This is a genomic window from Streptomyces sp. SJL17-4 (genome assembly GCF_036826855.1).
Taxonomy (GTDB): domain Bacteria; phylum Actinomycetota; class Actinomycetes; order Streptomycetales; family Streptomycetaceae; genus Streptomyces.
Genome location: NZ_CP104578.1, coordinates 4,011,385 through 4,037,449, shown reverse-complemented (window position 1 = coordinate 4,037,449; position 26,065 = coordinate 4,011,385). Strand labels below are relative to the sequence as shown.

Below are 26,065 nucleotides of genomic sequence, written 5' to 3'. Positions count from 1 at the left end.
GCGCACGTCGCCTCCCCCCATTGCATGCCCACCCGGACCGGCGCATCAACGGCGCATCGGCGCCCGAGCGCTACGCGCCCTCCACCGGCGCGTCCGCCGCCTGGAGCTCGTCCGCGTGCTCACCCGTCACCAGGTACACCACACGCTTCGCCACCGACACCGCGTGGTCGGCGAACCGCTCGTAGTAGCGGCCGAGCAGCGTCACGTCGACCGCCGTCTCGATGCCGTGCTTCCAGCGGTCGTCGATCAGGTGCTGGAACAGCGTCCGGTGCAGCAGGTCCATCTCGTCGTCGTCCTGCTCCAGCTGGAGCGCCAGATCGACGTCCTTCGTGATGATGACCTCCGCCGCCTTCGCCATCAGGCGCTGCGCCAGCTGTCCCATCTCCAGGATGGTCGCGTGCAGGTCCCGCGGCACCGCCGACTCCGGGAACCGCAGCCGCGCCAGTTTCGCCACGTGCTGCGCCAGGTCGCCCGAGCGCTCCAGGTCGGCGCTCATCCGCAGCGAGGTGACCACTATCCGCAGATCCGTCGCCACCGGCTGCTGCCGCGCGAGCAGCGCGATGGCCCTGGCCTCCAGTTCGTGCTGGAGGTCGTCGACCTTCTGGTCCGCCGCGATCACGCTCTCCGCGAGCTTGAGATCCGCGTCGAGCATCGCCGTCGTGGCGCGCCCGACCGCCGACCCGACGAGTCGGGCCATCTCGACCAGGCTCTCGCCGATCGAGTCCAGTTCCTCGTGGTACGCGTCCCGCATGGATGTCCCTCTCTACGCAAAGCTCCGGGGTCCGGGTGGGGCTTCGGACCCCCACGCTCCCACGTTCGACCCCCTACGCGTCCGGTTCCACCCCCTCACATGAACCGGCACTTTCACCAAGGTGAACTCTGGGCGACACGCGCCACCGCTCCTTGCGGGGCAAATGAACCGGCCCCGTCTTCACAGTGAACTCTGAGCGACGAGTGTTCGAGCAGCCACTCGGACGGCTGGGAGAGAGTCCTCGCACCCGCATAACCTGGGAGGCATGGACGTGAACGCGGCGGTCGCCGCATTGGCCGCGATCGCCGGCGTGTGCACCGGCGTGATCGCCATGCTGGCGTTCCGCTGGAGCGAGCGCGACCAGGCGAGACCCACCCGTACTTCCCTGCACACCGACGCCGTGCTCCCGCCCGGCGTCGACACCGTGCTGTCCGTGCTGCGCTCCTCCGCGGTCGTCCTGGACGAAAGCGACTCCGTGGTGAAGGCCAGCTCGGCAGCGTACGCGCTCGGCCTGGTCCGTGGCGGGAAACTGGCCGTCGAGCCCATGCTCAACATGGCCCGTGACACCCGCCGTGACGGAGAGATACGGCAGGTCGAGCTGGACCTGGCCCGGCGCGGCAGCGGACGCGGCGAGGCCCTCGCCGTCTCCGCCCGGGTCGCCCCGCTGGGCTCGCGCCTCGTGCTGCTGCTGGTCGAGGACCTCACCGAGGCCCGTCGTATCGAAGCGGTACGGCGCGACTTCGTCGCCAACGTGAGCCATGAGCTCAAGACCCCGACGGGCGCGCTCTCGCTGCTCTCCGAGGCGGTCATGGACGCCTCGGACGACCCCGAGGCGGTCACCCGCTTCGCCGGCCGCATGCAGATAGAGGCGACCCGCCTCACCAACCTCGTACAGGAGCTCATCGACCTCTCCCGCGTGCAGAACGACGACCCGCTGGAGGACTCCGAGCCCGTGTCCGTGGACGAACTCGTCGCCGAGGCGATCGACCGCTCCCGGCACACCGCCTCCACCAAGCAGATCACCATGGTCTCCGGCGGCGCGGCCGACCTCTACGTCTGGGGCAGCCGCGGTCAGCTGGCCGCGGCCCTGGGCAACCTAGTGGAGAACGCCGTCAACTACTCACCGGCCCGTACGAGGGTGGGCATCGCCGCCCGCCACATCACGGCGCCGGGCGGGGACCTGATCGAGATAGCCGTGACCGACCAGGGCATCGGCATCTCCGAGAAGGACCGCGAGCGGATCTTCGAGCGCTTCTACCGCGTCGACCCGGCCCGCTCCCGTGCCACCGGCGGTACGGGACTCGGCCTGGCCATCGTCAAGCACGTGGCCGCCTCCCACGGCGGAGAGGTCACCGTCTGGAGCACCGAGGGCCAGGGCTCCACCTTCACCTTGCGGCTGCCCGAGGCGGGCGCCGTACGGGACCGCCGACCCGCCTCGTCCCCCACCCCTGATCTCATGACCGAACCGCTTCCTGCCCCGGAGGTCCTTCCGTGACCCGAGTGCTTGTCGTCGAGGATGAGGAATCCTTCAGCGACGCCCTGTCCTACATGCTTCGCAAGGAGGGTTTCGAGGTCGCCGTGGCGGCGACCGGGCCCGACGGCCTCGACGAGTTCGAGCGCAACGGGGCCGACCTCGTCCTCCTCGACCTGATGCTTCCGGGGCTTCCTGGTACCGAGGTCTGCCGTCAGCTGCGCGGACGCTCGAACGTTCCCGTCATCATGGTGACGGCCAAGGACAGCGAGATCGACAAGGTCGTCGGGCTGGAGATAGGAGCCGACGACTACGTGACGAAGCCCTTCTCCTCGCGGGAGCTGGTCGCCCGCATCCGCGCGGTCCTGCGCCGCCGCGGTGAGCCGGAGGAGGTCACCCCCGCGGCCCTGGAGGCCGGCCCGGTCCGGATGGACGTCGACCGCCACGTGGTGACGGTCGCGGGCGGCAAGGTCGACCTGCCCCTGAAGGAGTTCGACCTCCTGGAGATGCTGCTGCGCAACGCGGGCCGCGTGCTGACCCGTATGCAGCTCATCGACCGGGTCTGGGGCGCGGACTACGTCGGCGACACCAAGACCCTCGACGTCCACGTCAAGCGCCTCCGCGCCAAGATCGAACCGGACCCGGGCGCCCCGCGCTACCTGGTCACGGTCCGAGGCCTGGGCTACAAGTTCGAGCCGTAGACCGGAGGTGCGGCGTGCCGGCCGTGAACCGGACGCCTACGTGAAGGGCGCCCTCCCCGCCGGGGAGGGCGCCCTTCACGTAAATGCGTACGGGTCAGTGACCGGCCGGCTGGGTCGCCTCCGCGCCGTGGCCGCCCTCGCCGCCGTGCTCGCCCTCCGCCGCGCCCGAGGGCGTCGCGGTGGCGGTCGGCTGGGTGCCCGGGGGCGCCGGGACGATCTCCGGGCCGAAGTCCTTGAAGTAGCTGGTCGCCGGGACCACGAAGGCGCTCAGGCCCACGTCGCCGGTCCGGCTCAGCTTGAAGACGACCTTCTGCGCGTCACCGTCGCGGGTGGCCTCGCTGCCGTTCTCGATGACGGCGGAGGCGTTGCCCTTGCCGCCGATGACGACGGAGCCGCCGGCCGGGACGGTGATCGGGCCGACGCCGGAGGCGGACTTCAGCGCCACGGCGGCGCTGCTGCCCGGCAGGGTGATGGACTGGATCGTCTGGGGCAGCCGACCGTTGTTGAAGACGGTGGCCGAGACGACGGCCGGGCCCTTGGCCACGTCCAGCGGCTGGGTGATCACCAGCGCGTTCTGGATCTTGACGTCGTCCACGGTGATGGCGGCGTTGTCCGGCTTGACGCCGAGCGACTGCGCGTCGTTGCCCGCGCCACAGGCGGACAGCGCGGCGATGGAGAAAACGATGGCGGTGGCGGCGAGGGCGCCGCGTCGAAGGCTGCGGCTCACGGCGGCGGCATCTCCTAGGACGTACGGACAGGCTACGGACAGGCTTCGGACCGGCTTCGGAACCGAAGACCAACTACGACCAACCAAGACCAACTAAGGGCGTGTCAGCGCGCTCAGGTTACCGAGCCGCACTCTCCGTCCCGCACCCGACCCGCCCCTTACCGGCCACGGGGTCTCCGGCGGAGATCCCGCGAGTCTCCCGCCGCTCTCGCCGTGCGCCGGCCGCCGTGGCCGGATCACGACCCATTGACCTGGTGTTCACATAACCGCCTTGATCAATTCGAGGACCGCCCCGCATTCCCCGGAGCCGTACCTCCGGAAAAACCCGGACCGGCGTCCCCTGATCAATTACGGAATCACCCCGTGATGCATCCGTACGGGTGGACGATCCTCGAACGGAGTACGTTGGGAAGGCCACTCCGAACCCGACAAAACGGGGCATCGCCCCTCCCTGGAGGGGCTTCGGGTAGGTGTAACGTGCGCGTTTCTCTCCGTCCGCGCAGCCGCTCCGACCTGCGAATACCGCCTTCCGGAAGCCCTCCGCAGCACGTTCGTGTTGCTGTTGTCAAGCCCCGAGATATGCCCTGACCTGCGAAAACGCCATTCAGAAGAAGCCGTATCCGTGTTACCCTGGATAGCCACGGAAGGGGTACCTGTCACATGACGTTCAAGGTTGGCGACACCGTGGTCTATCCCCATCACGGGGCCGCGCTGATCGAGGCCATCGAAACTCGCCAGATCAAAGGCGTGGACAAGACCTACTTGGTGCTCAAGGTCGCGCAGGGCGACCTGACGGTTCGTGTGCCGGCGGACAATGCGGAGTTCGTCGGTGTTCGCGACGTAGTCGGTCAGGACGGGCTGGACCGGGTCTTCGAGGTGCTGCGCGCGCCGTACGCCGAAGAGCCGACGAACTGGTCCCGTCGCTACAAGGCAAATCTCGAGAAGCTCGCCTCCGGCGATGTCATCAAGGTCGCCGAAGTAGTCCGCGACCTGTGGCGGCGTGAGCGCGAGCGCGGTCTCTCCGCCGGTGAGAAGCGCATGCTCGCCAAGGCTCGGCAGATCCTGGTCAGCGAGCTGGCCCTCGCGGAGAACACGAACGAGGACAAGGCCGAGGCTCTCCTCGACGAGGTCCTCGCGTCCTGAGCGTGCTCTGAAGACCTCCGAGCGCGCTACCAAGTGAAGCGATGCCGCGGTGCCCGCTGGCGTGCTGTGATCCACACAGTGCTGCCGCCGGGCACTGCGGCATTTCACGAGTGGCATTTCACGACTGCGACATCACGCGACCGCGCCGTCACACGATCGCGACCGCAGGCATGTCCTGTACGCACTTTCGCGTACGCGTGTTCATGTACGTATGCTCTCGTTCCCCCTGTTACGTCCGAACCCCTGTGCGTGGGCGTCAACGCCTCGACCGTCGTCACGGAAAGGGCCCGGTCAAGGCGGAGCGTCCGGCACGGTGAGGCCATACCCATGTCGGCCGCGGAAACAAACCTGCCGGAGTGCAACCGATGTCAGACGAAGCGCGTCCTCCTCGTACCGCCGTGGTGATCCCGGCGGCCGGACGGGGCGTACGCCTCGGCCCGGGCGCCCCCAAGGCGCTGCGCGCGCTGAACGGCACCCCCATGCTCATCCACGCCGTCCGCGCGATGGCCGCCTCCCGCGCGGTCTCGCTCGTCGTCGTGGTCGCACCGCCCGACGGGGCCGCCGAGGTCAAGAACCTCCTCGACGCCCACGCCCTCCCCGAGCGCACCGACTACCTCGTCGTGCCCGGCGGTGAGACCCGCCAGGAGTCCGTGCACCTCGGCCTCCAGGCGCTGCCCGAGGGCATCAGCACCGTCCTCGTCCACGACGCCGCCCGGCCGCTCGTCCCCGTCGACACCGTCGACGCGGTCATCGAGGCCGTACGGGACGGGGCCGTCGCCGTCGTCCCCGCGCTGCCCGTCGCCGACACCGTCAAGGAGGTCGAACCGGCCGAGAAGCCGGGCGACCCCGAGCAGGTCGTCGCCACCCCGGTCCGGGCCCGGCTCCGCGCCGTCCAGACCCCCCAGGGCTTCGACCACGACACCCTGGTCAACGCCCACGCGACCATCGCCCTCACCGGTGAGGGCGCCACCGACGACGCCGGTATGGTCGAGCGGCTCGGCGCGCCCGTCGTCGTCGTGCCCGGCCACGAGGAGGCCTTCAAGGTGACCCGCCCCCTCGACCTCGTCCTCGCCGAGGCCGTACTCGCCCGCAGGAGGGCCAACGATGGCTTCTGAACCGATGATCCTTCCCCGTACCGGCATCGGCACCGACGTCCACGCCTTCGAGCAGGGCCGCGAACTCTGGTGCGCGGGCCTCCTCTGGGACGCCTCCGAGAGCGACGGGTACGGCCTCGCCGGGCACTCCGACGGTGACGTCGCCGCCCACGCCGCCTGCGACGCGCTCTTCTCCGCCGCCGGCATCGGCGACCTCGGCGCCCACTTCGGCACCTCCCGCCCCGAGTACTCCGGCGCCTCCGGCGTCACCCTGCTCGCGGAGGCCGCCCGGATCGTCCGCGCCGAGGGCTACGAGATCGGCAACATCGCCGTCCAGGTCATCGGCGTCCGCCCCAAAGTCGGCAAGCGGCGCGACGAGGCGCAGAAGGCACTGAGCGAGGCGGCCGGCGCACCCGTCTCCGTCTCCGGCACCACCACGGACGGCCTGGGTCTGACGGGCCGCGCGGAGGGCCTCGCGGCGCTGGCGACGGCCCTCGTGTACCCGGTGGCACGCCCGTAACCACGTTCCGGAGCGGCGGTCGTCACGTTCACCGGTACCGGCATCCACCGGTACCGGTGAAAAACGTCATCGGAGACGGCGAACGGGTATCGGGGCACTACCACACGCCCACTACCCTGGAGTGGTGACTATTCGCCTGTACGACACCAGCGCCCGGCAGATCCGTGACTTCACCCCGCTCACGCCGGGCCAGGTCTCGATCTACCTCTGTGGTGCCACCGTCCAGGCGGCCCCGCACATCGGCCACATCCGTTCGGGGCTGAACTTCGACATCATGCGCCGCTGGTTCGCGTACCGCGGCTACGACGTCACGTTCATCCGCAACGTCACCGACATCGACGACAAGATCATCGCCAAGGGCGCGGACCAGAGCCGCCCCTGGTGGTCCATCGGCTACGAGAACGAGCGCGCGTTCAACGCGGGCTACGACGCCCTCGGTTGCCTGCCGCCGACGTACGAGCCCCGCGCCACCGGGCACGTCCCCGAGATGATCGAGATGATGCGCGGCCTCATCGAGCGCGGTCACGCGTACGAGGCCGACGGCAGCGTCTACTTCGACGTGCGCTCCTTCCCGGGCTACCTGGAGCTGTCGAACCAGGACATCGACGACCTGCGCCAGCCCAGCGAGGACGGCATCACCGGGAAGCGCGACCCGCGCGACTTCGCCATGTGGAAGGCCACCAAGCCGGGCGAGCCCGACTGGGAGACCCCGTGGGGCCGCGGCCGTCCCGGCTGGCACCTGGAGTGCTCGGCGATGGCCCACAAGTACCTGGGCTCCGCGTTCGACATCCACGGCGGCGGCCTCGACCTGATCTTCCCGCACCACGAGAACGAGATCGCCCAGGCCAAGGCCTTCGGCGACGCCTTCGCCTCGTACTGGGTGCACAACGCCTGGGTCACCATGGCCGGCGAGAAGATGTCGAAGTCGCTCGGCAACAGCGTGCTGGTGTCCGAGATGGTGAAGAACTGGCGCCCGATCGTTCTCCGCTACTACCTGGGCACCCCGCACTACCGCTCGATGATCGAGTACAGCGAGGAGTCCCTGCGCGAGGCCGAGTCGGCGTTCGCCCGGATCGAGGGCTTCGTCCAGCGCGCCACCGAGAAGGCCGGCAGGGACGTCGCCCCCGCCCCCGAGGTGCCGCCGGCCTTCGCCGAGGCCATGGACGACGACCTGGGCGTGCCGCACGCGCTCGCGATCATCCACACCACCGTCCGCCAGGGCAACAGTGCCCTCGCCGCGGACGACAAGGACGAGGCCATCGCCCGCCTCGCCGAGGTCCGCGCCATGCTCGGCGTCCTCGGCCTGGACCCGCTCGACCCGCACTGGGCCGAGGAGAGCGGTGGCGGCGACGAGCTCCACGGCGCCGTCGACACCCTCGTACGGCTCGTGCTCCAGCAGCGCGAGTCGGCGCGCGAGCGCAAGGACTGGGCGACCGCGGACGCGATCCGCGACCAGCTGAACCAGTCCGGCCTCGCCATCGAGGACAGCCCCGACGGCCCCCGCTGGACGCTGGGCAACCGTTAGAAGACGTGCCGCTCGGGCCTCCGGGCGGCACACTTCAATTACAGACCTTTGTACGCAACACCGAGGAATAGGTAGTCATGGCCGGGAACAGCCAGCGCAGGAACCGTCGCACGTCCAACAAGAAGGGTGCGACGATCGGCAGCGGTGGCCAGCGGCGCAAGGGCCTGGAAGGCAAGGGGCCGACGCCCAAGGCCGAGAACCGCAAGGGCCACAAGGCGTTCCGCGTCTCCAACGCGATGACCCGGAACGCGGCCAAGCGCAAGCCCGTCGTCCGCCGCGGCGGCAAGGGCCAGTCCGAGATGGTCGTCGGCCGCAACCCGGTCTTCGAGGCCCTGCGCGACGGCGTGCCCGCCTCGACGCTGTACGTGCAGCAGTTCATCGACAACGACGAGCGCGTGCGCGAGGCCCTGAACCTCGCCACCGGCCGCGGCAACATCAACATCATGGAGGCGCCGCGCCCCGAGCTCGACCGGATGACGAACGGCCTGAACCACCAGGGTCTCGTCCTCCAGGTCCCGCCGTACGAGTACGCGCACCCCGAGGACCTCGTCACCGCCGCGTTCGACGACCACGACGACCCGCTGATCGTCGCCCTCGACGGCGTCACCGACCCGCGTAACCTCGGCGCCGTCGTCCGCTCCGTCTCCGCCTTCGGCGGCCACGGCGTCGTCGTCCCCGAGCGGCGCGCCGCCGGCATGACCGCCGGTGCGTGGAAGACCTCGGCCGGCACCGCCGCCCGTACCCCGGTCGCCCGCGCCACCAACCTGACGCGCTGCCTGGAGCAGTACCAGAAGGCCGGAGTCACGGTCGTCGGCCTCGCCGCCGACGGCGACCGCGAGGTCCACGAGCTGGAGGAGCTGGGCGGCCCGGTCGTCATCGTCGTCGGCTCCGAGGGCAAGGGCCTGTCCCGCCTCGTCGGCGAGACCTGCGACTTCCTCGTCCGCATCCCGATGCCGGGCGGCGCCGAGTCGCTGAACGCCGGTGTCGCCGCCGGCGTCGTGCTCTACGAGGCGGCCCGCCGCCGGATGGCCCGCTGACCCGACCGGATGGCTCAGCGGTGGACGCACTGCCGCTGAGCACGGCGCCGCTGAGCACGGCGCCGCTGAGCACGGCGCCGATGATCGGGTCGTCGGGTCGTCGGGCCATCGGGTCGTGAGGTCATCGGCCGAACGTCGGGGCGGTCAATTCGCTTTCCCTCAGGGGTAATTGGTGACGGCCTCACGGGTGTCCACCCTCCCATCCCGTTGATCTTGACGGGTCTCGGACATTTGCGGGCCGTCAAGGCAGTGTCCTAAACCCAGATCACTCGGTTAGATGAGTGTGGACACCAGAACGCCCCGGCCGGGGTTCGACGATCAGCCCGCGTTGAGCATGGTCAAGGTGGATTCCGATCCCGCCCAGGTGATCGTGAACCACGCCAGCTTCCGTGTGCGGCTCGCGCCGGCCCAGCAGCCGAAGATCGGCGCCGGCGCCCGCACCGCGGCCCTGTCCGGGGCGGCTTCAGGAGCGGGCGGCCGCCGCCGTCCCGTCGTATGGACCGGAAAGTCCTCACCGGGCGCGACCGGCCTCCTCCAGGCGGTACGGGAGTCCTCCGTCTCCACGCTCGAACCGGCCGTCGGCCACGGAGGCCCCGGCGGCCGCGGTGGTCACGGGGGTCACGCGGGTCTGGACGCGGGGGCCACCCAGGCCATCCCGCGCATCGGCGACACCATGCCCACCCCCCTGGTGACCGCCGACTCCGGCCCCCTGCTGCCGCCGATGCGCCGCGCCGAGGGCGCGTACGACGCCGCCTACGAGGACCTGTACGACCTCCGGCCCGAGACCGCCGGCCCGCACGCCGACGAGGCGCCGGAAGCCCGGCCCGCGCAGCGCCACGGGCAGGACGCCGTCCGGCACGCCTACTACCCCGGCCGCCGGATGAACCTCGGCGTCGTCCTCCTCCCGCTCCGCGTCTTCCTCGGCTTCATCTCCATCTACGCGGGCATGGGCAAGCTCTGCGACCCCGTCTACTTCGACGGCGGCGAGCGCGGCTCCATGGTGAAGTGGCTCAACTCCCTCCACCCCTGGCCCCTCGCCGAACCCCTCCGCGACTTCGCCCTCCAGCACCCGGTCGGCGCAGGACTCACCGTCGCCTTCCTCCAGGTCGTCGTCGGCGTCCTCACCGTCCTCGGCCTCTGGCAGCGCGTCGCCGCCGTCGTCGGCGCGCTGCTCTCCGCCGCGCTGCTCCTCACGGTCAGCTGGAAGACCGTCCCGGTCTACGACTCCGCCGACATCATCTTCCTGGCCGCCTGGTCCCCGCTGATCATCGCCGGCGCCCCCGTCTACTCGATCGACGCCCGCCTGGCCGGAGAGGCCTGGCGCACCCTCGGCCCGCGCGCCGACCTGTGGGACCTGCGCCGCCGCGTCATGCGCCGCAGCACCCTCGTCGCCGCGGTCGTCGTCGGCCTCACCCTCCTCATCGGCTCGGTCCTCGGCGGCGCCGTCCGCTCCACCGAGATGGTCACCGTCCCGGGCCCCAACGACGACCCGATCAACCACCTCCCGGGCCGGCCGCTCCCCACCGAGCCCAAGCGCCGCGCCCCCTCCTCGGAGGCCGCGTCCACCGTGCCCGCCCCCGCCGCGACCAGCGAGGCCCCGGCGGAGCGCGAGGAGACGCAGGAGGCGAGCCGGCCCACCGAGACCACCCGCGAGGCCACCCGGACGCAGGAGCAGCGCCCGACGGCCACGCAGGGCACGGGCACGGGCGCCGGCAGCAGCAGCCGTACGCCCACGCAGTCCGACCCGGAGCCCCCGCCGTCCACCAGCGACACCCCGAGCAGCACGGGCGGCAGCACGTCGAGCGGCGGCTCCGGCGGCGGCTCGACGGGTTCGACGGGGACGCCGTCGGAGAGCAGCTCGACGTCGGGCGGGGCGAGGAACCCGATCGGCGGACTGCTGGGCTGAGGCTCCGTACGACGCACATACGGAGGACAGGGAAAGGGCGGCACCGCGAGAACGCGGTGCCGCCCTTCCGTGTGGGAGTCGAGGTGTCATCCCCGCTGGGTGGCGAGCTCCTTGGCGGCCTCGGTGAGGTCCTTGGCGGTGTCGATGGCCCGCCAGTAGGCGCCCTGGGGCAGCGGGAAGCCGGCCAGCCGCCGCTCACGGGCGAGCCGGGGGAACGTGGTGCGCTCGTGGTCGCCCAGGTCCGGGAGGAGCTCCGTGAAGGCCGCGGAGAAGACGTACACGCCCGCGTTGATGAGGAACGGCGACGGCGGTGCCTCGACGAAGTCGGTGATGTGCCCGAAGGTGTCGGTCTCGACGGCGCCCCACGGGATGCGGGGGCGGGCCAGGGCGAGGGTGGCGAGGGCGTCGCGCTCGTCGTGGAAGGCGGCCATCTCGCGCAGCGAGAAACGGGTCCAGATGTCGCCGTTGGTGGCGTACCAGGGCTGGTCCGGCGCGGGCAGGTGCGCGGCGGCGTACTTGAGGCCTCCGCCGCGGCCCAGGGGCTCGCTCTCGACGACCGTCGTCACCTTGAGGGGGAGGTCGGCGCTTTCCAGCCACTCCTGGAGCACTTCGGCGAGGTGGCCGCAGGAGACGACGGCGTCGGTCACGCCCTCGGCGGCGAGCCAGGAAAGCTGATGGCCGATGATCGGGGTCCCGGTGCCCGGGATCTCGACCATCGGCTTGGGGCGGTCGTCGGTGTACGGGCGGAGCCGTGAGCCCTGGCCGCCCGCCAGGACCACGGCCTGCGTCGGAGAGGTGTGCATACGGGGAACGATAGGCGTCCCGCGCGCGAGAGGTCCGGACGCGCGACGTCGCTCAGTGTCCGGCTGTTCAGCTCGCGCGCATCACGCCGGTCGCGTACGAGGTGTCGCAGACCGGCCGCGAGAAGCTCTGGGCGCGGGAGGGGCCGTACTGCTCGACGGCGGCGCGGCCGAGGGAGCGGGCGATGGACATGCAGTGCTTGGCGAGGGAGGGCCGGTTCTCCACCTCGCGCTGGAGGTGGGTGAGGGCGACCCCGGGGTCCTTCTCCTGGAGCTCGGCGAGGAGCTGGTCGCGCAGAATGTCCTGCGGGGCGCGGGACTTGGCCCGGACGGAGACCTCGGAGGAGGACGCCGTCAGCTGGGTCCCGGCGTTCTCGCCGGCCCACGGAACGGCGGACACCGCGAGCGTTCCCGAGAGCACCAGGACGACGGGCAGGACGAGGGCGAGAGAGCGGCCGATTCGGCGGGCAGTAGGCGTCACGCAGGCGAGCGTAGCGGCCGGTAGTGATATGGCGACATTTAGTCACTCTCGCGGGGGATGGTTCGAAGCGGCTTTTCGAATTCCGTGTTGACGCGGGGGTGGGGGCGGGCCCGGAATGCCGGGGTTTTCTCCGGTAAACCCCGACCGGGCACCGCACTACGGCGAACGACCCCGCATCTGCAAGAGATACGGGGCCGTTCGGCCAGCCTGGTGCCTGGCGAGGTTCAGCGGCTGAGGCAGTCGCTGGGGGCCAGTCGCTGGGGGTCAGTCGCTGGGGGTCAGTCGCTGAGGCGGGCGCCGGTGGACGTCGAGAAGACGTGGAGCTCGGCGGCGCGCGGGACGACGTGCAGCGTGGTGCCCTTGGCGGGGACGTCACGGCCGCCGACGCGGACGACCAGGTCCTTGTCCTCGCCGCCGACGCGGGTGGAGCCGTACACGAAGCCGTCGGAGCCGAGCTCCTCGACGACGTTGACGGTGACGGCCAGGCCGTCCTTGCCGGTGGGGCCCTGCACGTCGAAGTGCTCGGGGCGGACGCCGACGGTGACGGTGGTGTCGCCGTTGGCGGAGGCGGCGGCGATGGCGTCACGGGAGACCGGGACGACGCTGTTGCCGAACTTCACGCCGCCGTCGGTGATCGGGACCTCGACCAGGTTCATGGCGGGGGAGCCGATGAAGCCGGCGACGAAGAGGTTGGCCGGCTTGTCGTACATGTTGCGCGGCGAGTCGACCTGCTGGAGCAGACCGTCCTTGAGGACGGCGACGCGGTCGCCCATGGTGAGGGCCTCGGTCTGGTCGTGGGTGACGTAGACCGTGGTGATGCCGAGACGGCGCTGGAGGCCGGCGATCTGCGTACGGGTCGAGACACGGAGCTTGGCGTCGAGGTTCGACAGCGGCTCGTCCATGAGGAAGACCTGCGGCTCACGCACGATGGCGCGACCCATGGCGACACGCTGACGCTGACCGCCGGAGAGCGCCTTCGGCTTGCGGTCGAGGTACTCGGTGAGGTCCAGGATCTTCGCGGCCTCTTCGACCTTGGTGCGGATCTCGGACTTGTTGACACCGGCGATCTTGAGCGCGAAGCCCATGTTGTCGGCGACGCTCATGTGCGGGTACAGCGCGTAGTTCTGGAACACCATGGCGATGTCCCGGTCCTTGGGCGGCAGGTGCGTGACGTCGCGGTCACCGATGCGGATGGAGCCGGCGTTGACGTCCTCGAGACCCGCGAGCATGCGCAGGGAGGTCGACTTGCCACAGCCGGAGGGCCCGACCAGGACGAGGAACTCGCCGTCGGCGATCTCGATGTCGAGCTGGTCGACGGAGGGCTTGGTGGCACCGGGGTACACCCGGGTCGCCTTGTCGAAAGTGACGGAAGCCATGGTGATGTGTCCCTTCACCGGCAGGAACGTGCCGGACGATCCGAGTAAAGGAAGGATTGAGGTCTAGTCCACCTGGATGAACTGCACGTGACGCTACCTGGCGCCGCGGGATCTGTCAGCAGTCCGACGGGGGTGAGATTTCCGACCGCCGCCGGGACGAGGTTGGTTACACTGCACTCGCTGCCTCCTTAGCTCAGCTGGCCAGAGCACCGCTCTTGTAAAGCGGGGGTCGTCGGTTCGAACCCGACAGGGGGCTCACGGCAAAGGGCCAGCGCAGGGGCATGATTCCCCGGCGCTGGCCCTTTCGCATGATCACGGCCGTGCCACCTACGTGCCAGAAGGCCTGTCCTTACGGGCTTGGCGGATCATCTCTCCGAGCTTCCCGGCGATGTGCTGATCACGGTCGCTCGTCATGTGCTGATAGATCAGCGCGGCCCGGGTGGTGCTGTGGCCCATCCGCGTCATGAGCTCGCGCGTGCTGGCCCCGGCGCTGGAGGCGAGGGTGTTCCCGGTGTGGCGGAGATCGTGGAAGTGCACGTCCCCGGAGACGCCGGCGGCGGCGCGGGCGGCGATCCAGTCGTCCCGGAAGTTGCTGCGGCGGAGGAGGCCGCCGCGGGGACCTTGGAACAGGTGGCCGTCCTGCCCGGCCCCGGCGAAGTGCTCCAGGTGGTGAGCGAGCTCGGGGGCGAGTTCGGCCGGGAAGGCGACCGGCCGGACGCCGGCGGCGGACTTCGGGGCCTTGTCGGCCAGGGTGCCGTTCTGCAGCTCGGCCTGGGCGCGGCGGACCAGGACCACGCAGCGGGTCAGGTCGAGGTCCCGACGGCGGAGCGAGGCCAGCTCGCCGAACCGGAGGGTGGTGAAGGCGGCGAGGAGGACGAGCACCCGGTGGTGCGGCCGGATGGCGTCGGCCACCGCGTACACCTCGGCCACGGTGAGGATGGGGCGTTCCGGGACGTCGTAGCGGTCGGCGCCTTTGATGCGGCACGGGTTGCGGCGGATCAGCTCGTCGTCCACGGCCGTGTTCAGGATCGCGCGGAGGAGTTGGTACGCCTTGACGACGGTCGGCTCGCCCACGCCGTCTTCCAGGAGGGCGGTGCGCCAGGCTCGTACGCGGGGTGTGGTGATCGCGGCTATCGTCCCGGCGCCGAAGGTCGGCTTGATGTGCAGCCGGATCACGCTCTCGCTCCGTTCCCGGGTGCGGTCCTCCAGCTTGCGGTGCTTCAACCAGTCGTCGGCATACGGCCCGAAGGCGACCTTGCCCGCGTCGGGGGCCTGATAGGTGCCCCGGATGATCTCCGCCTCGATGGTGGTCAGCCAGACGAGGGCGTCCGTCTTCGTCTCGAAGGTGTGCGGCGCCGACTTCGTCTCGCCCGACAGCGGGTCGCGGTAGCGCGCCTGCCAGCGGCCGGACGCGAGCTGTCGCACGGTGCCGAACCGGCGGCGCAGGCCCTTGCGGTTCGCCATCAGGCCACCTGCCCGTAGCGACGCTCGACAGGCTGCACGGTGTGCGTCGCGATGTACGCCTCGATGGCGGGTTCGGGGATGCGGACGTGACGGCCGACCTTGGCATCCTCCCTCTCTTGTGAAGAGGTCATGGCATCCGCTTTGGCTAGATGGCGATTTCTGCGACCGTCTGTTGCCAGGGTTTGCAGCTCTCGGTCGGCACAGCCAGGGTTCGTTGGTGGGCAACCGCCGACCGACGGACCCTGAGCCATGGGCCCCACCGTGCCCCCATGTGCGCCTTCCTCGTCCACCGCAGTTGGAGAGACGCTGCCAGTGTCCGTTCGGGCTTTTGGGAGGGAGACGACGTGACCCAGCCGAAGTGTGGGGCTCCGAAGAAGGGTGGGGGCCGGTGTACCCGGCCGGCTGTCGTGGGCAGCGGTCAGTGCTACCAGCATCAGGGAGCGTGGACAGCTCGCGCGCAGGCGGATCGCAAGAAGAAGGAAGCCGAAGCGAAGAAGCAGGAGCTTCGGAAGAAGCGGTCTTGGTGGTGACCGGCGGCTGACATCCATGGTTGACATCAACGACGGCGGACGAGGGCGGTACGGCCCGGCCGACCGCAAGAGCCGTCAAGAGTGGACCTTGCCCGCTCAGGACCCCGCAATCGAACTTGTAGAGCGGGGGTCGTCGGTTCGAACCCGACAGGGGGCCTCTGGTTTTGCCGCTCCGACCTGGGCTTTCCGCCCGGGGGACCTATTCAGCCTCGGACGTCTCGTCCGGGGCCGGCGAGGACACCGACGTCGCCCGCCGCGGCGACAAGAAGCCGGTCGTACTGCCCGGACGAGGCGACCGCCCGCCGCTGCATCGAGGCGCTGGATCCCGCTGGAGAACGTCGAGGGCTCCCAGTGGTGACTGAACTTGAACCCGCGAGCGCGATCGACGCGGGGGCCGCGAGCCGGAGACCTCCCATGTCAGGCAGGAGAACGCCAGCGGGTTCGGCGGCAGGCGGAGGTTCCCGGCGAGGCCGTTCGCCGCGAGCGCCCCGGCGCCGGTGGCTGCGAGCGCGGCCCCGTACGAGCTGGAGGGTGATGGCGGGCAGCGCGAGGGCGACGGTGTGGGCGGCGATGCCGGCACCAGGGATCCCGATCGCGACGGCCGTGTCCGGCCGGCCGATGCCGGGATCTCGCCCGGCGTCCGTCTCTCCGGCCCTGAAGCCCGTCGCCTCATCGTCCGTGGACAACTACCCGTAGCCGAAGCACCTCTGTGGCCGGCCCTGCTTGCGATTCGCCGAGGTGCGGCCCTCTCGGAGTCTCCGAACCAGCGTCCCGCCGCGCTGGACATGGCAAACGTGCCGGCGGCCCAACCGCCGCGATGAGCCTGGCCGGATCGCCCGTTCGCCACGCCCGGCATGACAGGACGGCGGCAAGAGGCCATCGTGCCGGAAGGGAATCCACGGACGGGAACGAGCAGATGACTGAGGTCGAGGACTACTTCGCCGGTCTGGACGCGGCCTCGCGGGAGGCGTTCGAGCACGTCCGAGCGATCGCGCTGCGGATCGCCCCGGAGGCCGAAGACGGCAGAAGCTACGGCATGGCGGCCCTGCGGTTCGGCGGCAAACCCCTCATCGGGTTCCGGGCGGCCAAGGAGCACCTGAGCGTCTTCCCGTTCAGTCCGCAGGCGGTGGACGCCGTACGCGAACGGCTGACCGGGTACGAACTGTCCAAGGGCACCGTCCGCTTCACCCCTGACCACCTCCTGCCCGACGACGTCATCGCCGACCTCGTCCGCCACCGGATGAACGAGATCACAGGCTGCTGAACGCAGCGGGGTGTAGCCGGACAATGCCCCGGTCAGGTCGTGAAGGACTCGGGGCCGAAGCGCCCCCACACGACGAAGGCGGCGAGGGCGAGGTAGACCAGGTCCACCACCATGAATGTGGTCTCGTGACGCCGTATGCGGGTGATCGCCGCGCCGGTCATCATCAGCACCAGGCCGAGGGCTGCCAGCGGGACCAGAACCGGTGCGTTGCCGAGCACTGCGGGCAGGACCAGGCCCACCGCGGCCAGCACCTCGAGGGCTCCGATGGTTTTGATGCCGCCGGCGCTGAAGTCCTCGGCCCAGCGGGCGCTGGGGCCGCTGGCGGCGATCTTCTCCTTCGGCGTGATCACCTTGAAGGCGCCGCCGAGCAGGTAGGCGGCGGCAAGCAGTCCGGTGATGATCCACAGGGCGAGGTTCATGGGATGTGTCCTTGCATGGTGTCGGCTCGGGGAGCCGGGGCCGGAACGGTCGCGTGGCGTGCGGTTGGTCAGCCGTGCTGGCCGGGCTGGTAGTCGCCCGCGGGCTGCTGGATCATGACGTTTCCGCGGTTGAAGGCGTTGATGATGGCGATCTGGGCCACCAGGTCGGCGAGCTGGTCGTCGTCGTAGTACTTGGCGGCATTCGCCCAGACCGCGTCCGGGACACCGCCGGCCGCGTCGGCGATGCGGGTGCCCTCTTCGGTCAGCTCCAGGGCGGCGCGTTCGGCGTCGGTGAACACCGTGGCCTCGCGCCAGGCCGCGACCAGGTTGAGCCGTACCGCACTCTCCCCGGCGTGCGCGGCGTCCTTGGTGTGCATGTCGATGCATCCGGCGCAGCCGTTGATCTGGCTGGCGCGGAGCATCATCAGTTCGCGGGTGGAGGCCGGAACGGTCGACTCCGCGAGCGCCCTGCTCGCGGCGACGATGTGCTTCATGGCCTTGGCGGCGACGGGGCTGGTCATGAAGTTCAGTCGAGCGTTCATCGTGCACTCCTTTTGTTCCTGCTGTTCTTGTTCCTGCTGTTCGCTGTCGCCCTCTAAGACAGGGCACCCCGGCAGCCTGTGACAGGGGCCGATGTGACGTGCGTCTCCCCTTCGGGCTGCGATGGACCGCCGACGGCCGACCGAAACCCCTCGGATACCCTCTGCGCATCCTGTGGATCTTGGAATGGGCAGGCGGGGCGGCACGCTCGGACTGAGCACCGCCGTCCGCGAGGTGGGGGAGGGGTCCGATGTCGGGAGCAACGGATGGGACGGACGAGGCCGGCTACCGACCGCTGATGTTCTCCATCGCCTACGGGATGACCGGGTCGGTGGGCGACGCCGAGGACCTCGTCCAGGACGCCTTCCTCGGCCTGACCCGGGCGCACCGGGCGGGTACCGCGATCTCCGCACCAAAGGCGTACCTGACCACAGCCGTGACGCGGTTGGGGATCAACCACCTGAGCTCGGCACGGGTACGGAGGGAGACCTATGTGGGGAACTGGCTGCCCGAACCGGTCGTTGTGACCAATGACCGGCCGGGACCGGTCGAGCACGCCGAGCTGGCCGACTCACTGTCCATGGCCTTCCTCGTGCTGCTGGAGGCCCTCTCCCCGGTGGAGCGGGCAGTGTTCATGCTGCGCGAGGTGTTCGGGTACGACTACACGGACGTGGCGAGGACCACCGGGAAGTCCGAGACGAACTGCCGCCAGATCTTCGCCCGTGCCAAGAAGCGCATCACCGCGGCTGGGCCGGACGCGGACAGCGTGCCGCCCCTCGCCAAGCGGGCCGAGGGCGAGGAACTCGCCCGCACGTTCTTCGAGGCGGCTGAGGGCGGCGACCTGGACGCGCTGCTCGGCATGCTCGCGCCCGATGTCGTGTACTACGGGGACGGCGGTGGCAAGGCGCGTGCGACCAGGAATCCGGTGGCCGAGCCGCAGCGCGTCGGGCAGCTGCTCGTCGGGGGGTTCCGCCGGATCCGGAGCCTCGGTGCCGATCTCCGTCCGGCCTGGGTCAACAGTCGGCCCGGCGCCGTGACGTACGACCCTGAGGGCCGGGTGGTCAACGTGGTCGAGCTCGACATCGTCGACGGTGTGATTCGGGCGATCCACTCCGTGTCCAACCCCGACAAGCTTGGCCACCTCGGACCGGTGTCCGACATGGCACGGCTGTCGGAGGAAAAGTCCACCCGGCCCGCGGCACCGGGCAGGTAAGTGGACAGGGATTTGCGGCATGCCGCTGTCGTGGCGCTCGGTGAACTCGGGCGAAGTCACGACTTCCGTGACCGCGCGGATGCCGGTCACGGCCTGGCAGCGTTTGCCGGCATGCAGGAGGCCCCCGCGATCTTCGATGCGTTCAGCATCTTTTCCCACGACCGGGACGACGCGATCCGGTTGTGCGAGGAGCTGTCACAGGAGGCTGACAACCGCGTTATCCGGGGGGGGGTGCCCCTATGTCTTTGGTCAAGGTGGTCGGGTGGCAGTGTGGCTGTCATGAGTGATGACGTGCCCGTTCAGGACTCGGCGGGTGAGGGCATCCGGTCGTGCGACTTTTGTGGTCATCCGGTCGCGATGGACTCGGTCGACGAGCGTGACTGCCCTGCGTGCGGCGAAGGTGCTGAGGATCAGCCCGCTGCGGCTGGCCGGGATTCGTAGAAGGTGCCGTCGCGGAGCATCGCGAAGAGGACGTCGGCTCGTCGTCTGGCGAGACAGAGGAGTGCTTGGGTGTGGTGCTTGCCCTGGCTGATCTTCTTGTCGTAGTAGGTGCGGGAGGCCGGGTCGGCCAGGGATGCGAACGCGGAGAGGAAGAAGGCCCGTTTGAGCTGCTTGTTTCCTCTCCGAGACGGTTGTTCGCCTCGAATCGACGAACCCGAGCTGCGGGTTGCCGGGGCGAGGCCGGCGTAGGCGGCGAGGTGGGCGGCGGACGGAAAGCTGCTGCCGTCGCCCACGTCGATCAAGATCCTGGCTCCGGTCCTGACGCCGATCCCCGGCATCGAGGTCAGGACCTTGGAAAGAGGGTGGGCCTCCAGCAGTTCCTCGATCCGTCCGGCCAGCAGTTTCCGCTGGTCAAGGACGGCGGTCAGCGATCCGGCCAGGCTCGGGACGATCAGAGCGGCCGCCTCGGTGCCGGGAACGACCACTGTCTGCTCGTCCAGCGCGGTGAAGATCTCCTCGACCAGTCGCTCGGCCATCCGCGGCGCCTTCGGCCGCAACAAGGTCACGAGTCGGCGGCGTCCGGCCTTGCGGACCTGGGCCGGGGACCCGAACCGTTCCAGCAGCGTGAGCACTGCCGGGTGCTGGATGCGCGGGCCGAGGACTCGCTCCAGGTGCGGGTGAATCTGGGTGAGCAGGCCGCGAAGCCGGTTGCTGATCCGGGTGGCTTCGCCGGCCAGATCGTCGTCGAAGCCGACGATCATCTCCAGCTCGGCGATGGTCTCTTCTTCAAGATCGACCGAGCGGAGTGTGTGAGGCATGACGCGGGCCGCGTCGGCGATGATGAACGCGTCGCGGGCATCGGTCTTGGCCTCGCCTGGGTAGAGGTCGGCGATCCGCCGCATCGTCAGACCGGGCAGATAGGCGACGGGGCAGCCCATGTCCCTGGCCACCGCCAGTGGCAGGGCGCCGATCGAGGCGGGCTGGTCCACGACCACCAGCACGGTCCCGTGCTTGGCCTGCAGCTTGTCGAACACCTCGCGGAGCTTGGGCTCGCTGTTGGGCAGCCGCTTGTCGAATGCCTTCTTCCCGGCCGGGGTGACGGCAGTGGCGTGGTGTTCGCCCTTGCCGACGTCCAGGCCGAGGAAGGCGCCGATCTCGCTGACGTCGATCACGTGCGTCCTTCGGTCGTCCCCGCCCGGCCGTCCCACGGCACCGATCGCCACATCCACATTACGAAGAGCCTCCCGACCTGCGAAGAAGCCGGTGGTCATGCCCCTAATCAGCGGTCTGTCGATGCCTCCGGAGCCGGTGACACCACCCCCCAGGCCATACGTTCGACAGGGGGAGAAAGTCATGCCAACTCCGGAGGCCAGGCACCCCCTTGCGGGGCCACCAAGAAGGTAATGGGGGGGGGCTCGTCAGCTGCACGAACAACTGGCTGAGATCGATCCCGTTCTTCGTCCCGCATAGCGGGAGGCGACCGCTGTCGTGAGAGGGCAGGTGCTCGACGGCAGAGCTGGCGACAACACGTGATCGACTGGACAGCTCCTAGCCAGGGGGTGCGGCGATGGGAGTGGGGTGAGTCGTGGTCGGCGGTGAGGTGAACCTAGTCCCCGCCCCCACCTCCACCGCCGAAACCGCCGTCTCCATCTGAGCCTCTGTCCGCAGGGTGACCGCGGTCGTCTTCGAGGGCTTTCCCCATGCGGAGGAGGGTGCGGCCGAGTCCGCTGGGGGCACCCGCGTGGGCGCTGAGCGATCCGTACCGGACGGACCCCAGCGCGGCAGCGCCTTCAAGCACGTGGGTGGGAAGGTCTCCGTCAGATGCCGCAGTTGCCAGGCGTCGTCGGCCCGCCCGGGTGATCCGTCGGCGCCAGTTGCGCAGTAGCCCGAGGGAAGCGAGCCGACGGGCAAGCTCGTCGAGCTCACGAGCGTTCCTGAGTCCCTCGAAGACGTCCTGGACGCGCTTGCTCCGAGGACAGGCACTGATGACCGCGAGTTCGATCGCGTGCTGGGGGCGTTCCTCACCGACAGTGCGAAGACGACCGGCCCGCAGGGACAACATCCCGCGTTCGGTGAGCGAAACGATCGCGCTCTCCACAACCCGGTCTTTGCCGCCGGCGAGGTAGGCGTACTCGTACACGTCCAGTACCACCTCATCGCCGTTCCCCGTTTCGGCCATACCGCCTCCCCACGTTCAGGCACTCCGTTGCCTGCAGGGTCTCCTGGAACGGGTTGTCCTCGGCCCGTGTTCAACCTTGTTCAGAGCTTCTTCTGAGCTTCCTGTCGAGGCCCGATGGACGTGCTCAGGCGCCCGGGCGGTTCAGCGGAAGGTGTCGGCGTTCTCTGAGGCCCACTGCTGGAACGGGCGGGCGGGCGTTCCAGTGATCTGTGCGACCGTGTCCCGCACCATCAGCAGCTCGTCGTTCACGTCTCCGCCCGTGACGTCGAGTACCGCTTCCGCGGCCTCGGCGCCGAAGACCGCGGCCATCTGTGCGTGGGCCTGCCGGCGGCTGATTTCCGCGAAGGGAACCTCCCTCCCCAGTTCTGCTGCGATGGCCTCGACCTGTTGTCGGGCGGTCACCGGCTCTGGACCGGTCAAGGCATACGTGCGCCCGTGGTGGCCGGGCTCGGTAAGGCTCACCCGTGCCACCGCCGCGATGTCCGCAGGATGGATGGTTGGCAGCGCGGTCTCGGCGTACGGTGCGCGGACGGTCTCGTGGCCACGGATGGAAGCCGCCCACATCAGGGCGTTCGAGGCGAACTGTGTCGGTCGCAGGATCGTCCAGGCCATGCCGCTTGCCTTGAGCAGTTGCTCCACCGCCAGGTTCTCGCCGGCAGGGCCGAGGTGCGGGTGGGTCTGGACGGTGATGGACGACACCAGCACGACATGCTCCACACCCGCCTGACTGGCGGCTTCGAGTATCTCGGCGTCCGAGCCCAGACGTGACACAAGAAACAGCGAGCGCACCCCTCGAAGCGCGGGCTTCAACGACGCCGGCTGTGCGAAGTCGCCCTCCACGGCCTCGACCCCTCCAGGGAAGACGGCCCGTGAGGCATCACGGGTGAGTCCTCTCAGCGGCCCGGCACCGCTTGCGTGCAGCTCCTTCAGCAGGGCACTGCCTATGTTCCCGGTGGCTCCTGTCACGAGGATCATGTGTGTTTCTCCCGTCGCCAGATGATCAACCAGAGAACACGCTAGAAGCTCAATCACGCTTCAGGTCAAGGAGAAGACCCCTCTGGCCTTTCCTGCCGCTGGGCATCTTGATCCCTCTGGAGCATGCGTACGGAATGGCTCAGGACGTACCGCAGATGCTGCGAGACCTCATGGGCGCCGATGTGCGCGTGAGGTCAGAGGCATTGAGCCGTCTGTCTCACCTGGTGCACCACCAGAACACCCTGTACACCGCTACCGCGCCGGCCGCCCTGTACGTAGCGGGAATCCTCGGTGATGCCCGAACCCTTGAAGCCGTCGAGAAGAGGCCACACTCCTTCCCCGGACCGATGCGCGCCGAGCTGCTGGGGTGGCTTGACTCCGTCGCAGATGCAGCAGACGACGAGGCCGCAGCCAGCAGTCGGCATTTGGGGTTCCCGCCGGAGGAGTACCCGCCGTTCATGCGCATCCCCAGCGAGGTCCACGGGGCGGAGAACGTGCGTCTCGTCGTCTGGTTCCACTGACTGGACCCCTCCCGCTCAGCGCGGGGTTGAGGCAGTCCTGGCCCGAATGACTGGGGCGTTGTGCTCGGAACCGGGTGACACTCCGTACGCGGCGTTGAGTCTGCGCCGTCGGAGAAGTGGAGGAGTCGGATGTGATGTCCGAGAACTGCGCGGGCGACACGTTCCCTGGTCTTCACGCTCACCTCTCGGGGACGCTCGTGGTCACCGACGACGGCTGTGTCGCCGTGACCACCGCCAAGAGCAGCGAGCCGACAAGTGGTGCCTGGGGCACGGCTGGTCGGTCCGCGAAGAGAGCGGCATGGCCGCCGTGTGCAACGCCGAGGGCAAGCTGTTCGCCCGAGAGGGCGACAAGGTGGGGTTGGGCGGCGGAGGGGCCGAGCGGTTCGGCGGTATGCCGTGTGCCATCGGTGAGGTCTTCGAAGCGAACGACACTCAAGCTGCCTCGTAGGGAGTGGGGGGTGGGGGTTCGGGGAGGGTGCGGAACAGGAGCCAGCTCAGGGCCGGCATGGCGATCAGGGGTGTCAGGGCCGTTCGCAGGGAGGTGGAGTCGGCCAGGTGTCCCAGCAGGGGGCTGGTCAGGCCGCCGATGCTGACGGTGAGGCCGAGGGTGACGCCGCTCGCCGTGCCGATGCGGGAGGGCAGGTAGTCCTGGCCGAGGGTGACCTGGAGGGAGAAGGGGACGTACAGGCCGGCGGAGGTGAGCGCCACGAAGAGGAGCATGGCGGGGCCGGGGGCGTGGATCACGCCGGCGACGGCGAGGACCGAGACCAGGTAGGACCAGCGGGAGACGTGGACGCGGTCGTATCGGTTGGCCAGGTAGCCGCCCAGGACCGAGCCGACGGCGCCGCCCAGGAACAGCAGGAACAGGGCCATGGTCCCCGCGGTGGCGTTGCCCTCCATGCGCTGCTGGGCGTAGAGGGAGATGAAGGTGCTCAGGCCGGTGAAGACGACGGAGCGGAAGACCACGGCCAGAGACAGCTTCACGAACGAGGTCAGGTCGTCGCTGCCCGTCGCAGGCGGCGTCTCGGAGCTGCCGGCCCGAGGCCGGCCGAGTATCCGGAGCATCCGGAGCACCGGGACGCACAGAGCGGCACCGGCGAGCGCCGGCAGGACGAGTACCGGTGTCCAGCGCAGGGAGCCGTGTCCGATCGCGACCGCCACCATGATCGGGGCCAGAGCGAAGCCGACGTTGCCGCCGAGGGAGAACCAGCTCATCGCGCTGTGGCTGCCCCCGCCTGCCAGCCGGGCCACGCGGGCGGACTCCGGGTGGTAGGCGGCGATTCCGATCCCGGAGACCGCGACGAAGACCAGGGTGAGCCCGTAGGAGCCGGTCAGGCCGCTCAGCGCGATGCCCACGCCGCTCAGCAGGGTGCTGACCGGCAGCAGCCACGGCATCGCCCACCGGTCGGTGAGCGCGCCGAACACCGGCTGGGCCACGGACGACAGCAGGGACGCGGCCAGTACGATGCCGGAGGCGACGGCGTAGCCGTAGTCGCGCTCGGCCACGAAGAACGGGATCAGCGCCGCGACGCAGCCCTGGTAGATGTCGACGCAGGCATGCCCGACGGCAAGCAGAGAGATCTGTGTTTTCCTTCGCACCCGTTCATGCTCGGGGCCGACGCGGGTGTCGCGCTTTCGATAGATTGCCAGGTGATGCAGGAAACCCGCCACACTCTCCGCACCCGCTACACGCCTGTCGCGCCCACCCGGACCCAGCATCTCGCGTCCGGCGGCGAGATCGACGCGCACCGCCATGACGACCACCAGATCGTCTACGCCAGCAAGGGCACCATCGCCGTCACCACCGACGCCGGTTCATGGGTCGCCCCCGCCACCCGCGCGCTCTGGATTCCGGCGGGCACCGTCCATCAGCACCAGGCCCACGGGGAGCTCGATCTGCATCTCGTCGGGCTGCCCGCCGACGAGAACCCTCTCGACCTCCGTACGCCGGCCGTTCTGACCGTCAGCCCCCTCCTGCGCGAACTCATCGTCGCCTACACGCGCGAGCCCGAGGACGACAGGCCGCCCCGCCTGCGCCTGCGCGCCGTCATGCTCGACCAGCTCACGCTCTCCCCCGAGCAGCCGCTGCACCTCCCGACCCCCAGCAGCCCCCTGCTCCGGGAACTGCACGACATCCTGCGCGCCGACCCGGCGGACAACCGGTCCCTCGACGAACTCGGCAGGCAGATCGGTGCCAGCGCCCGGACCCTCTCCCGTCGCCTCCGCGACGACCTCGGCCTCACCTATCCCCGGTGGCGCACCCAGGTCAGGCTCCACCACGCGCTGATCCTCCTCGCCGACGACACCCCCGTCACCACTGTCGCCCACCGGTGCGGCTGGTCATCCGCCAGCACCTTCATCGACGTCTTTCGCCGTACCTTCGGCCACACCCCCGGCTCCCGTCCCGCCGCCTGACACCAGGTCCGACGAACGTGTCAGCCCCCGGCCCATCTCGGCCGGGGGCTGCGGTTCCTGCGGTTCCTGCGGTTCCTGTGGTTTCTGTGGCTTCTGCGGTTCCTAGGAGACGACCACGTTGTGCGCCGGAGTGATCGTGGGCTGCATGTCCGCCTGGCCGAGGTCGGACAGGATCGGGCCGAAGGTCTTCGCGTGGGCTTCGAGGGCCTCCTCGCTCTCCCAGACCTCGGTCACGCGGAAGCCCCCGTCGGCCGGTCCCGCCGCGTGGGAGATGAGGCCGGGGTTCCCCAGGTCCGCGAACCGCGTGAAACCCTGCCCGCCGGTCACGCGCTCGATGACGGTGTCGTAGAGCTCCTGCCCGGCGCCGGGGAAGTCGAAGGTGACGATGATGGCCATGTGCGTGCCCCTGTCTCGGTCCGCCGCTTGGGCTGCGGCAACGCCCGAGATCCTAGCGGTATGTGATCGGGTGTGTTCACAGAGCGATGGGGTGGGGGAGGTGAGGGGGGCGAGGGAGCGACCGCCGACAGGCGTCCTGCGTTTGTGTGTTGTGGGCGCGGGTGGTCCGGGACACT

At 69.7% G+C, this 26,065-nt stretch carries 26 protein-coding genes and 1 tRNA gene; 13 read left to right on the top strand and 14 right to left on the bottom strand.

What is annotated here, in order from left to right:
- Positions 1-70: 70 nt before the first annotated feature.
- Positions 71-751 carry a phosphate signaling complex protein PhoU gene (gene phoU, locus N5875_RS17935; protein WP_030323218.1) on the bottom strand — a complete coding sequence of 227 codons (681 nt, stop codon included), beginning with the start codon at positions 749-751 and terminating at the stop codon, positions 71-73.
- A gap of 265 nt (positions 752-1,016) precedes the next feature.
- Here phoU and N5875_RS17930 point away from each other — a divergent pair, with 265 nt between their 5' ends.
- Positions 1,017-2,246: an ATP-binding protein gene (locus N5875_RS17930; RefSeq protein WP_318208517.1), complete on the top strand. Its 1,230-nt coding sequence runs from the start codon at positions 1,017-1,019 to the stop codon at positions 2,244-2,246.
- Positions 2,243-2,923, top strand: a complete 681-nt coding sequence (locus tag N5875_RS17925) for a response regulator transcription factor (RefSeq protein ID WP_015035162.1) — start codon at positions 2,243-2,245, stop codon at positions 2,921-2,923. The genes N5875_RS17930 and N5875_RS17925 overlap by 4 nt, the downstream gene beginning before the upstream one ends.
- Positions 2,924-3,017: 94 nt before the next feature.
- On the opposite strand, the gene N5875_RS17920 is transcribed toward N5875_RS17925, so the two are convergent.
- Positions 3,018-3,650 (bottom strand): DUF461 domain-containing protein, encoded by a 633-nt coding sequence (locus N5875_RS17920; protein ID WP_318208518.1) that lies wholly within the window; start codon positions 3,648-3,650, stop codon positions 3,018-3,020.
- A gap of 660 nt (positions 3,651-4,310) precedes the next feature.
- On the opposite strand from N5875_RS17920, the gene N5875_RS17915 reads away from it, so the two are divergent.
- From N5875_RS17915 to N5875_RS17890, 6 genes are all read left to right on the top strand, one after another.
- Complete coding sequence (locus tag N5875_RS17915) at positions 4,311-4,793, top strand: CarD family transcriptional regulator (RefSeq protein WP_003953493.1); 483 nt, start codon at positions 4,311-4,313, stop codon at positions 4,791-4,793.
- Between the two features lie 365 nt (positions 4,794-5,158).
- A complete protein-coding gene (ispD, locus tag N5875_RS17910) occupies positions 5,159-5,908 on the top strand; it encodes a 2-C-methyl-D-erythritol 4-phosphate cytidylyltransferase (RefSeq protein WP_318208519.1) in 750 nt (249 codons plus the stop codon).
- Positions 5,898-6,407, top strand: coding sequence for a 2-C-methyl-D-erythritol 2,4-cyclodiphosphate synthase (ispF, locus tag N5875_RS17905; protein WP_338494815.1), 510 nt, complete (start codon positions 5,898-5,900; stop codon positions 6,405-6,407). Before ispD ends, ispF begins: the two co-directional genes overlap by 11 nt.
- A 124-nt stretch (positions 6,408-6,531) precedes the next feature.
- Entirely contained in the window at positions 6,532-7,932 is a 1,401-nt protein-coding gene (cysS, locus tag N5875_RS17900) for a cysteine--tRNA ligase (RefSeq protein WP_318208521.1), read from the top strand.
- 77 nt (positions 7,933-8,009) lie between these two features.
- A complete protein-coding gene (gene rlmB / locus N5875_RS17895; protein ID WP_318208522.1) occupies positions 8,010-8,969 on the top strand; it encodes a 23S rRNA (guanosine(2251)-2'-O)-methyltransferase RlmB in 960 nt (319 codons plus the stop codon).
- 277 nt (positions 8,970-9,246) lie between these two features.
- The gene (locus tag N5875_RS17890; protein ID WP_338494811.1) at positions 9,247-10,875 is read left to right on the top strand and encodes a DoxX family membrane protein; all 1,629 of its coding nucleotides are present in this window, start codon (positions 9,247-9,249) and stop codon (positions 10,873-10,875) included.
- Between the two features lie 86 nt (positions 10,876-10,961).
- Here the strand turns inward: N5875_RS17890 and N5875_RS17885 are convergent, their stop codons facing one another.
- From N5875_RS17885 to ugpC, 3 genes are all read right to left on the bottom strand, one after another.
- Positions 10,962-11,678 carry a nucleotidyltransferase family protein gene (locus N5875_RS17885; RefSeq protein WP_318208524.1) on the bottom strand — a complete coding sequence of 239 codons (717 nt, stop codon included), beginning with the start codon at positions 11,676-11,678 and terminating at the stop codon, positions 10,962-10,964.
- Between the two features lie 67 nt (positions 11,679-11,745).
- The gene (locus tag N5875_RS17880) at positions 11,746-12,156 is read right to left on the bottom strand and encodes a hypothetical protein (RefSeq protein WP_318208525.1); all 411 of its coding nucleotides are present in this window, start codon (positions 12,154-12,156) and stop codon (positions 11,746-11,748) included.
- 278 nt (positions 12,157-12,434) lie between these two features.
- Positions 12,435-13,532: a sn-glycerol-3-phosphate ABC transporter ATP-binding protein UgpC gene (gene ugpC, locus N5875_RS17875; protein WP_030323200.1), complete on the bottom strand. Its 1,098-nt coding sequence runs from the start codon at positions 13,530-13,532 to the stop codon at positions 12,435-12,437.
- 182 nt (positions 13,533-13,714) lie between these two features.
- Here ugpC and N5875_RS17870 point away from each other — a divergent pair.
- Positions 13,715-13,788 (top strand) — tRNA-Thr (locus N5875_RS17870).
- Between the two features lie 71 nt (positions 13,789-13,859).
- Here the strand turns inward: N5875_RS17870 and N5875_RS17865 are convergent.
- Positions 13,860-14,996 carry a tyrosine-type recombinase/integrase gene (locus N5875_RS17865; RefSeq protein ID WP_338494805.1) on the bottom strand — a complete coding sequence of 379 codons (1,137 nt, stop codon included), beginning with the start codon at positions 14,994-14,996 and terminating at the stop codon, positions 13,860-13,862.
- Positions 14,996-15,127 carry a hypothetical protein gene (locus tag N5875_RS17860; protein WP_338494802.1) on the bottom strand — a complete coding sequence of 44 codons (132 nt, stop codon included), beginning with the start codon at positions 15,125-15,127 and terminating at the stop codon, positions 14,996-14,998. Before N5875_RS17860 ends, N5875_RS17865 begins: the two co-directional genes overlap by 1 nt.
- Before the next feature lie 1,315 nt (positions 15,128-16,442).
- On the opposite strand from N5875_RS17860, the gene N5875_RS17855 reads away from it, so the two are divergent.
- Positions 16,443-16,790 (top strand): DUF1801 domain-containing protein, encoded by a 348-nt coding sequence (locus N5875_RS17855; protein ID WP_318208529.1) that lies wholly within the window; start codon positions 16,443-16,445, stop codon positions 16,788-16,790.
- Positions 16,791-16,822: 32 nt separating this feature from the next.
- On the opposite strand, the gene N5875_RS17850 is transcribed toward N5875_RS17855, so the two are convergent.
- Together N5875_RS17850 and N5875_RS17845 are read right to left on the bottom strand one after the other, a co-directional pair.
- Positions 16,823-17,209, bottom strand: coding sequence for a DoxX family protein (locus tag N5875_RS17850; protein WP_338494799.1), 387 nt, complete (start codon positions 17,207-17,209; stop codon positions 16,823-16,825).
- A 68-nt stretch (positions 17,210-17,277) separates the two neighbouring features.
- The gene (locus tag N5875_RS17845) at positions 17,278-17,751 is read right to left on the bottom strand and encodes a carboxymuconolactone decarboxylase family protein (RefSeq protein WP_338494797.1); all 474 of its coding nucleotides are present in this window, start codon (positions 17,749-17,751) and stop codon (positions 17,278-17,280) included.
- A gap of 248 nt (positions 17,752-17,999) precedes the next feature.
- Between N5875_RS17845 and sigJ the strand changes: the two genes are divergently transcribed.
- On the top strand, positions 18,000-18,962 hold the full coding sequence (gene sigJ, locus N5875_RS17840) for an RNA polymerase sigma factor SigJ (protein ID WP_338494794.1): 963 nt from the start codon (positions 18,000-18,002) through the stop codon (positions 18,960-18,962).
- 410 nt (positions 18,963-19,372) lie between these two features.
- On the opposite strand, the gene N5875_RS17835 is transcribed toward sigJ, so the two are convergent.
- The 3 genes from N5875_RS17835 to N5875_RS17825 form a co-directional block, all read right to left on the bottom strand.
- The gene (locus tag N5875_RS17835) at positions 19,373-20,575 is read right to left on the bottom strand and encodes an IS110 family transposase (protein WP_338499191.1); all 1,203 of its coding nucleotides are present in this window, start codon (positions 20,573-20,575) and stop codon (positions 19,373-19,375) included.
- 434 nt (positions 20,576-21,009) lie between these two features.
- Complete coding sequence (locus N5875_RS17830; protein WP_338494791.1) at positions 21,010-21,582, bottom strand: TIGR04222 domain-containing membrane protein; 573 nt, start codon at positions 21,580-21,582, stop codon at positions 21,010-21,012.
- Between the two features lie 141 nt (positions 21,583-21,723).
- Positions 21,724-22,557, bottom strand: a complete 834-nt coding sequence (locus N5875_RS17825; RefSeq protein WP_338494789.1) for an NAD(P)H-binding protein — start codon at positions 22,555-22,557, stop codon at positions 21,724-21,726.
- Between the two features lie 155 nt (positions 22,558-22,712).
- Here N5875_RS17825 and N5875_RS17820 point away from each other — a divergent pair, with 155 nt between their 5' ends.
- A complete protein-coding gene (locus tag N5875_RS17820) occupies positions 22,713-23,078 on the top strand; it encodes a hypothetical protein (RefSeq protein ID WP_338494787.1) in 366 nt (121 codons plus the stop codon).
- 432 nt (positions 23,079-23,510) lie between these two features.
- Here N5875_RS17820 and N5875_RS17815 read toward each other — a convergent pair whose 3' ends face one another.
- Positions 23,511-24,677, bottom strand: a complete 1,167-nt coding sequence (locus N5875_RS17815; protein WP_338494785.1) for an MFS transporter — start codon at positions 24,675-24,677, stop codon at positions 23,511-23,513.
- 54 nt (positions 24,678-24,731) lie between these two features.
- Between N5875_RS17815 and N5875_RS17810 the strand changes: the two genes are divergently transcribed.
- Positions 24,732-25,493, top strand: a complete 762-nt coding sequence (locus N5875_RS17810) for a helix-turn-helix transcriptional regulator (protein WP_318208539.1) — start codon at positions 24,732-24,734, stop codon at positions 25,491-25,493.
- A gap of 102 nt (positions 25,494-25,595) precedes the next feature.
- Here the strand turns inward: N5875_RS17810 and N5875_RS17805 are convergent, their stop codons facing one another.
- On the bottom strand, positions 25,596-25,889 hold the full coding sequence (locus N5875_RS17805; RefSeq protein ID WP_318208540.1) for an antibiotic biosynthesis monooxygenase: 294 nt from the start codon (positions 25,887-25,889) through the stop codon (positions 25,596-25,598).
- Positions 25,890-26,065: the final 176 nt, after the last annotated feature.

Excerpts from the sequence above, each read along its gene's own strand:
- N5875_RS17810 (WP_318208539.1), top strand. The coding sequence starts at position 24,732 with ATGCAGGAAACCCGCCACACTCTCCGCACCCGCTACACGCCTGTCGCG.
- ugpC (WP_030323200.1), bottom strand. The coding sequence starts at position 13,532 with ATGGCTTCCGTCACTTTCGACAAGGCGACCCGGGTGTACCCCGGTGCC.
- N5875_RS17845 (WP_338494797.1), bottom strand. The coding sequence starts at position 17,751 with ATGAACGCTCGACTGAACTTCATGACCAGCCCCGTCGCCGCCAAGGCC.
- N5875_RS17850 (WP_338494799.1), bottom strand. The coding sequence starts at position 17,209 with ATGAACCTCGCCCTGTGGATCATCACCGGACTGCTTGCCGCCGCCTAC.
- phoU (WP_030323218.1), bottom strand. The coding sequence starts at position 751 with ATGCGGGACGCGTACCACGAGGAACTGGACTCGATCGGCGAGAGCCTG.
- N5875_RS17885 (WP_318208524.1), bottom strand. The coding sequence starts at position 11,678 with ATGCACACCTCTCCGACGCAGGCCGTGGTCCTGGCGGGCGGCCAGGGC.
- N5875_RS17825 (WP_338494789.1), bottom strand. The coding sequence starts at position 22,557 with ATGATCCTCGTGACAGGAGCCACCGGGAACATAGGCAGTGCCCTGCTG.
- ispF (WP_338494815.1), top strand. The coding sequence starts at position 5,898 with ATGGCTTCTGAACCGATGATCCTTCCCCGTACCGGCATCGGCACCGAC.
- N5875_RS17860 (WP_338494802.1), bottom strand. The coding sequence starts at position 15,127 with ATGACCTCTTCACAAGAGAGGGAGGATGCCAAGGTCGGCCGTCACGTC.
- N5875_RS17830 (WP_338494791.1), bottom strand. The coding sequence starts at position 21,582 with ATGGCCGAAACGGGGAACGGCGATGAGGTGGTACTGGACGTGTACGAG.
- N5875_RS17930 (WP_318208517.1), top strand. The coding sequence starts at position 1,017 with ATGGACGTGAACGCGGCGGTCGCCGCATTGGCCGCGATCGCCGGCGTG.
- N5875_RS17890 (WP_338494811.1), top strand. The coding sequence starts at position 9,247 with ATGAGTGTGGACACCAGAACGCCCCGGCCGGGGTTCGACGATCAGCCC.
- sigJ (WP_338494794.1), top strand. The coding sequence starts at position 18,000 with ATGTCGGGAGCAACGGATGGGACGGACGAGGCCGGCTACCGACCGCTG.
- ispD (WP_318208519.1), top strand. The coding sequence starts at position 5,159 with ATGTCAGACGAAGCGCGTCCTCCTCGTACCGCCGTGGTGATCCCGGCG.
- N5875_RS17855 (WP_318208529.1), top strand. The coding sequence starts at position 16,443 with ATGACTGAGGTCGAGGACTACTTCGCCGGTCTGGACGCGGCCTCGCGG.
- N5875_RS17805 (WP_318208540.1), bottom strand. The coding sequence starts at position 25,889 with ATGGCCATCATCGTCACCTTCGACTTCCCCGGCGCCGGGCAGGAGCTC.
- N5875_RS17865 (WP_338494805.1), bottom strand. The coding sequence starts at position 14,996 with ATGGCGAACCGCAAGGGCCTGCGCCGCCGGTTCGGCACCGTGCGACAG.
- rlmB (WP_318208522.1), top strand. The coding sequence starts at position 8,010 with ATGGCCGGGAACAGCCAGCGCAGGAACCGTCGCACGTCCAACAAGAAG.
- N5875_RS17820 (WP_338494787.1), top strand. The coding sequence starts at position 22,713 with ATGCTGCGAGACCTCATGGGCGCCGATGTGCGCGTGAGGTCAGAGGCA.
- N5875_RS17915 (WP_003953493.1), top strand. The coding sequence starts at position 4,311 with ATGACGTTCAAGGTTGGCGACACCGTGGTCTATCCCCATCACGGGGCC.